Here is a 7,369-nt window from a genome sequence, read left to right as displayed (position 1 = left end):
TCTGTTGGAACAATTCCGTTAAACCTAGGATCTTCTTTCATCAAATAGGCATACAATTCTTGTTGGAAAAAGAAAGAAGGTTGTGAAGCCATATTTTTATAGAAAGCAGATTGTTTTTGCTTAAAGCCTTCATAAGCTTCTGGGTCTAAATTCAAATCCGTAAAATAAGCATAGGTACTTTGGAACAAATATTCCAAATCTTTAGGCGTGGCGCTTCCTCTTAACCCTTCAGTTATAGCACCTATATAAGGACTAACCGAAGCAATTTTACCCAACATGAATTTATTAATGTCGTTTAACTTTAAACCCGAAAAACCAGCTTCAGCCAAAGATCCATTAGCAAATTGAGTTTTGATTATTTCGTCATTAGAATAGACATTAGTTCCTCCAAAACTCACCGCTTCCATAAGGATTTCGTCATTTTTGAAGTCCGTTTTTTTGTACTTCACTTTTGCACCGTTAGAAAGAAACAATGTAGTTAATCCCAGTTTAGTATCCGTTTGCTTCTTTATAACTGACCCTGGTTTTACTTCATTTCTAAGTAAACTAGTCACCATTTTTGAATCTTGATATGGCGTAATTTCATCAGCATTTATTTTTAATGCCTCTAACACTTGCTGCTCAGTAACTTTAACTAATCCTTCCTTTTCAGGACCCGTAATAATAACTACTCTATTATCCTCTTTTACTAAATCTTTCATGTATGTGGCGACATCAACCAATGAAATCGAAGGCAGCAACTCTTTTGTTGTTTTAAATTCCCATTCAATACCGGGAGCAGGTTCTTGCTCTAAGAACTCTGATTGATATTGAGCTACAAAATTATCAGAGTCTGTTTTATCACGATCATTATATTGTTTCTCATATTGCGCCAGAACCTCAGATTTAGCTCTTTCAAACTCCCCTTCGGTAAATCCATACTTTTTAGCACGTTCATTCTCGACCGTTAAAACTTTAAGGGCAGAAAGTTGTTTGTCTTCTTGAACAACTGCAAAGGACTGATAAGCCTCTTTGCTTCTCGCATAAGTACCTCCATGATAGGAATAGCCATAAGTAAAAGGTGGCTTTGGCGAATTGACTAACTCACTTAATCGATTATTAATCATCGTAGCAAATAACCCTTCGGTTAAATTATTTTTATAATCACCAATAGTCTTCATTTTTTTTGGAAATCCGTAATCCTTGTAAAGTAATCGAACCATTGTGTATGGTGCTTCTTTATCACTTTCAACAGCTACAAAAGTTTCTTTATGATTAGGCACTTCAAATATTTTTCGCTCTTTCAAGTTTGCCGGATTTTTATACTTGGAGAAATGCTCCTTCACTTTTTTCTCCATAGCGGCAACATCTATATCACCTACCACGATAACACTAATCAAATCCGGCCTGTACCAATCCTTGTAAAAGCTTACAATTTTATCGTATTTGAAGTTCTCCAAAACCTCCTTCTCTCCTATCGGCAAGCGATCCGCATAATGGGAATTGTACATCATTTTTGGCAAATAACGACTAAGCATTCTCTTATCCGCTCCAAGACCTAATCGATACTCTTCTAGAACGACTCCTCTTTCTTTTTCAATTTCTTCTGGGGTCAAATCAGCATTAAAAGCCCAATCCTCGATAATATTAAAACCGTTTTCCAATTTTTCTGGACTGTCAGAAGGAATTGGAAGGAAGTAAACGGTTTCGTCAAAACCTGTATAGGCATTTAAATGTTGCCCGAATTTCACACCAATACTTTGCAAGTAATCCACCAGCTTGTTTTTAGGGAAACGCTTGGTTCCGTTAAAATTCATGTGCTCCATAAAATGCGCCAATCCTCTTTGATCGTCATTTTCAAGAATCGAACCCGCATTAACCACTAACCTTAAGTCAACTTTGTTTTCAGGTTTGGCATTTTTCTTGATGTAGTAGGTCAATCCGTTTTCAAGAACACCCGTTTTTACGGATAGATCTAAGGGTATTTTTTTAGAAAGGTCGATGTCTTGAGCAAAAATTGCTGAAGAACAAAATAGTAAGCCAATGGTTACTTTAGAAAATTGTTTCATATAGGTTGGTTTATTTTTTAATAAATCTAATTAAAAAAAACACAAAATAAGGACTTAAATAAGATTAATTTAACATTTTTCCTACAATAAACAACGGTTCCAATTTCGATACGGATGTGTGATTTTGAGTATTAATCACTATATTTAACGCTTTTAAGCCCTTTCTTTAAATGAAAAAAATAATTACCATATTGCTTCTGTCTACTATACATGTTTTATTTTCTCAAGTAGAAAATGAAGTAGCTCCGCCGTTTAACATCAAGACCATATCTTTTATTCAGAACAATCAAAATGCGGTTCCAATATTGCAATTAGGCAGAGGATTCCAGTTGCAGTTTGACGATTTATTTGGGAACGAAGCCGATTATTATTACGAAATCATCCATTGCGATTACAATTGGAATCACTCTGAAATACCAAAAAACGAATACCTGCAGGGCTTCGACAACCAAAGAATACAGAACTACAACAACTCTTTCAACACCTTGCAAATCTATTCTCATTACACGCTGTCCATTCCCAATCAATATACGCAGCAATTGCTTATCAGCGGAAATTACATACTCAAAATTTTAAATGACAGCAAGGATGTTGTTTTCTCCAGAAAGTTCATTTTGCACGAAGATTTAGTAACCGTACCGATACAAGTAAAACGGGCACGAACGGTGAGCAATATTGAAACCAAGCATAACCTGGAATTTGCCGTAAAATCGAATACGATTATTTTTCAAAATCCATTGAAAAACGTAAAAGTGGTGCTTATGCAAAACGGCAAGTTCGATAGCGCCATCAAAAATGTATTGCCACAATACACGATTGGTAATGACTTAATATACAAATACGACACTGAGACCCAATTTTGGGCAGGAAACGAATTTTTGTATTTTGAAAACAAAGACATCAGAGCAGCGAACAATAATATATCGAGAGTGGATTCCAGTACCGAAATTTACAATTCGTATTTGTACACCAATAATGCCCGCGCCAATTTTCCCTACACCGTTTATGAAGACATTAATGGTAACTTTGTGGTGCGCAATTTAAACGCAGAAAATAGCGAGATCGAGGCCGATTATGCCTGGGTTTATTTTAGTCTTTCAGCCCCCACTTTTAGAAGCAACAAAGATATCTATATCAATGGGATGTTTAACAATTACAGCCTAACACCTGAATTCAAGATGGATTACAATCCAAAAAAGGCGATTTATGAAAAGGCCCTCTTGATAAAACAAGGATTTACGAATTACGAATATGTCATTGCCGACAGTAAGGGAGTCGTCGATAATGAAAATGCGATTGACGGTAATTTTTATCAAACGGAAAACGATTATATTATTTTGGTTTATTACAGAGAAAGCACCGATCGTTATTATAGGGTTGTAGGCAAAGGAACCGCTAACTCCCTAAATATTATTAATTAAAAAAACATTCGGTAAAAAGGCAAAACGAAATCAAAAAATCGTAATTTTGCTGCTATTACACACATATCTAATACTTCATTATGGTTTCTCAAATAACAAGAGGCATAAAAATTTCGGTATTGACTAGTTTTGAAGGCACTTACTTCAAGAACTACAAGATACACTTTGCCTTTAGTTATCAGATTACAATCGAGAACCACAGCAAGGATTCCGTTCAATTGACTTCACGCCATTGGGAAATTTTCGATTCTCTAAACGACCTGGAGGTCGTTGATGGCGAAGGAATCATCGGAAAAAAACCGGTCTTAAAACCGGGTGAACTTCACACTTATAGCTCAGGCTGCTTATTGTCATCCCCTTACGGTGCCATGAAAGGCTATTTTAACATGATCAATTTTACCAGCACAAAAACTTTTAAAGTTTTCGTGCCTTCCTTTAAATTGTGTGCCCCATTTGCATTGAACTAATATTTTCTACTGAAGATATTCGGTTTTCTTATACTAAATTTATCAAATTTTTAAATTATCCTTTGTACTTTTGTCGTGCAATAAATTATTCGCAACATTTGGAACAATTTATTTTTTAATTATCTAATCTTATCTGTCAAAACAGATTAACAAATTACAATATCATGCTAAAAGGATTTTTTCACGTACCAAAAGCGGTAAACGAACCAGTAAAAGGGTATGCACCAAATTCACCTGAAAAAGCAGCCGTTCAAGCAGCTTATACTAAAATGTGGAATTCTAAAATCGATGTTCCTTTATATATCGGAAGCGAAGAAATTAGAACTGGAAATACAAAAAACATGTCGGCTCCTCACGACCATAAACATATTGTTGGAACGTATCACCTTGCTGAAAAATCTCATGTCGAGAAAGCTATTGCAAATGCATTAGAATCTAGAACAGCTTGGGCAAATATGGCTTGGGAACAACGCGCAGCCATTTTCCTTAAAGCGGCTGAATTGATTGCTGGACCATATAGAGCTAGAATAAATGCCGCAACAATGATTGGGCAGTCTAAAAATATCCATCAGGCGGAAATTGATGCTTCATGTGAGCTTATTGACTTTTTGCGTTTTAACGTAGAATTCATGACTCAAATATACGGAGACCAACCAACGTCTACTTCAGATATGTGGAACCGTTTAGAGTACAGACCTCTTGAAGGGTTTGTCTATGCGATCACTCCTTTTAACTTTACAGCAATTGCTGCCAATCTTCCGGCCAGTGCCGCTATGATGGGTAACGTTGTGGTTTGGAAACCAAGTGATAGCCAAGTATTCTCAGCACAAATCATTATCGAAGTGTTCAAAGAAGCAGGTGTTCCTGATGGTGTTATCAATGTAGTTTTTGGTGACGCTTTAATGATTACCGACACGGTTTTGGCAAGTCGTGATTTTGCAGGAATGCATTTCACAGGTTCAACTCATGTATTTAAAGATATCTGGGCAAAAATTGGAACTAACATCCACCACTACAAAACCTACCCAAGAATCGTAGGAGAAACAGGTGGAAAAGATTTCATCATAGCGCATCCAAGTGCCAACGCGAAGCAAGTTTCCACGGGAATCGTTCGTGGAGCTTTCGAATTCCAAGGACAAAAATGTTCAGCTGCTTCTAGAGCTTATATTCCACAGAGTTTATGGCCAGCTGTAAAAGAACAAATTATCACTGATGTAAAATCAATGAAAATGGGTTCACCAGAAGATTTTGGTAACTTTATCACTGCTGTTATCCATGAAGGTTCATTTGACAAATTGGCCAGTTTTATTGACCAAGCCAAAAAAGATACCGATGCTGAGATTATCGTTGGTGGAAACTACGACAAATCAGTTGGGTACTTTATCGAGCCTACGGTGATCGTAACGACTAACCCTCATTACTCAACTATGGCAACTGAATTGTTCGGACCGGTTATGACCATTTTCGTTTATGAAGATGCCAAATGGGAAGAGACTTTAGAGCTAGTGGACACTACATCTGAATACGCATTAACGGGGGCTGTTTTCAGTCAAGACCGTTATGCTATTGAAGTAGCTACAGTAAAATTACAAAATGCTGCCGGTAACTTCTATATCAATGACAAACCAACAGGTGCTGTCGTAGGGCAACAACCATTTGGTGGAGCAAGAGCTTCAGGGACCAATGACAAAGCAGGTTCCCCATTAAACTTATTGCGTTGGGCTTCTCCTAGAACAATCAAAGAAACTTTTGTAACTCCAACAGATTACAGATACCCATTTTTGGGAGAATAAATGAGTCTTAAAGCTTGAAAGTCGAAAGTCTTAGAGAACTTTACATCATAAAAAAAAGCCGAATCTAAATTTTAGATTCGGCTTTTTACGTTAAATTTCTATACTCATCCTATCGTTCGACTACAAGACTTTATGATATTCGACTAATTAACTATACGGTAAACTTCAGCGGCAAGTGCACCACTTTCTTCGTTTCAAAGAATTCGTCTTCAAAAAAATCGGCTAAATTGTATTCCGTTGCTTTCGGGAAATTCTTCAACTCTTCTGTTAAGTCGCCTCCTTTCAAGTAAAGGATCCCGTTTTTCAGTTGATGCTTATTGCTTTTCTTTATTTTGTTTTTCACCCAAGAAACAAAATCCGGCATGTTGGTCACGGCACGGCTTACGATGAAATCGAAATCCCCTTTTACGTTTTCGGCGCGCAATTGTTCAGCTTTTACGTTTTTCAATTCTAATGCCTCGGCAACTGCCTGAACCACTTTAATTTTTTTGGCAATAACATCAATCAAATAAAAACGGGTTTCCGGAAAAAGAATCGCCAATGGGATTCCGGGAAATCCGCCGCCGGTACCTACGTCTAAGACAAAAGTCCCGGGTTCGAATTTTGTGATTTTGGCAATCCCCAAGGAATGCAAAATATGCTTTGTATATAAGGCATCAATGTCTTTCCTGGAAATGACATTGATTTTTTCGTTCCAATCGTGGTATAAAGCGTCCAATTTTGCGAACTGCTCCTTCTGAATATCGGTTAAATAAGGGAAATACTTTAGAATCTCGTCCATCGTTCTATTTTTTTAACAAAAGTACTATTTTTAACTCTTAAATATTTAACTCAATTTGGCATAGTTAAAATTTATAATATTTATCTTTGGAGCTTATTACAATTATATATGAATACTACCGCCCCTACATTTGCAAAGCAAGACAAACTGAAATTTTTCAGGACACTTAACTCTCGCGTAAACAATTACTTCAAAGAAAACAACATTCAAAAAACAGGAAACTGGAGGCTTTATTTGAAAACCATAATTCTGTTCACCGTATTTCTCGCACCGTATTTTTTGATACTGACACTCGATATGCCTTTTTGGGCGCACCTTCTGCTTACCATAGTAATAGGAATTGGAATGGCCGGAGTGGGAATGAATGTGATGCACGACGGAAATCACGGTTCTTATTCCAATAAAAGCTGGGTAAACAAATTCATGGGAGGCACCATTTATGTTTTGGCGGGAAATGTACACAACTGGCAAGTACAGCATAATGTGTTGCACCATACCTATACAAATATACCGGGTCACGATGAAGATCTTGATGCCGGAAGAATCATCCGTTTTACAAAGGATGCAAAATGGCACAATTTCCACCGTTTCCAACAATATTATTCCGTCTTTCTATATGGATTATTGACTTTCAATTGGGCCTTAACGACTGATTTCAAGCAGATGAGAAGTTACCTGAAAAGAAAACTGTCTTACGGAGAAGCCAAAAGCCCTAAAATACTTTGGACTACATTAATAATTACAAAAATGATTTATGTATCCATCTGGATTGTATTGCCAATCATGATTGGTATCACTTGGTGGAAAGTATTAATCGGATTCTTCATCATGCACTACACGGCAGGATTGATTCTAAGCA

General features: G+C 36.8%; 6 protein-coding genes. 4 read left to right on the top strand and 2 right to left on the bottom strand.

Annotated elements, in window-relative coordinates; all coding sequences use genetic code 11:
- On the bottom strand, positions 1-2,048 hold a 2,048-nt coding region (locus VIH09_RS05390; RefSeq protein ID WP_331578656.1), incomplete at its 3' end, for a pitrilysin family protein.
- A gap of 170 nt (positions 2,049-2,218) precedes the next feature.
- Between VIH09_RS05390 and VIH09_RS05385 the strand changes: the two genes are divergently transcribed.
- From VIH09_RS05385 to pruA, 3 genes are all read left to right on the top strand, one after another.
- Positions 2,219-3,469: a DUF5103 domain-containing protein gene (locus VIH09_RS05385; RefSeq protein WP_331578654.1), complete on the top strand. Its 1,251-nt coding sequence runs from the start codon at positions 2,219-2,221 to the stop codon at positions 3,467-3,469.
- 80 nt (positions 3,470-3,549) lie between these two features.
- Positions 3,550-3,936 (top strand): Co2+/Mg2+ efflux protein ApaG, encoded by a 387-nt coding sequence (gene apaG, locus VIH09_RS05380; RefSeq protein ID WP_331578652.1) that lies wholly within the window; start codon positions 3,550-3,552, stop codon positions 3,934-3,936.
- Positions 3,937-4,100: 164 nt separating this feature from the next.
- On the top strand, positions 4,101-5,729 hold the full coding sequence (pruA, locus tag VIH09_RS05375; protein ID WP_331578650.1) for an L-glutamate gamma-semialdehyde dehydrogenase: 1,629 nt from the start codon (positions 4,101-4,103) through the stop codon (positions 5,727-5,729).
- 151 nt (positions 5,730-5,880) lie between these two features.
- Here the strand turns inward: pruA and rsmG are convergent, their stop codons facing one another.
- Positions 5,881-6,510, bottom strand: a complete 630-nt coding sequence (gene rsmG, locus VIH09_RS05370; protein ID WP_331578648.1) for a 16S rRNA (guanine(527)-N(7))-methyltransferase RsmG — start codon at positions 6,508-6,510, stop codon at positions 5,881-5,883.
- 108 nt (positions 6,511-6,618) lie between these two features.
- Here rsmG and VIH09_RS05365 point away from each other — a divergent pair.
- A partial coding sequence (locus tag VIH09_RS05365) for a fatty acid desaturase family protein (protein ID WP_331578646.1) occupies positions 6,619-7,369 on the top strand: 751 nt, incomplete at its 3' end.

This window comes from Flavobacterium sp., from assembly GCF_036515215.1.
Classification (GTDB): domain Bacteria; phylum Bacteroidota; class Bacteroidia; order Flavobacteriales; family Flavobacteriaceae; genus Flavobacterium.
Note: the sequence above shows the minus strand (reverse complement) of the source record. Positions and strands in the feature narration are given on the sequence as shown.

What these genes read in the sequence shown, in the direction of transcription:
- VIH09_RS05385 (WP_331578654.1), top strand. Translation starts at nt 2,219, where the DNA reads ATGAAAAAAATAATTACCATATTGCTTCTGTCTACTATACATGTTTTA.
- apaG (WP_331578652.1), top strand. Translation starts at nt 3,550, where the DNA reads ATGGTTTCTCAAATAACAAGAGGCATAAAAATTTCGGTATTGACTAGT.
- pruA (WP_331578650.1), top strand. Translation starts at nt 4,101, where the DNA reads ATGCTAAAAGGATTTTTTCACGTACCAAAAGCGGTAAACGAACCAGTA.
- rsmG (WP_331578648.1), bottom strand. Translation starts at nt 6,510, where the DNA reads ATGGACGAGATTCTAAAGTATTTCCCTTATTTAACCGATATTCAGAAG.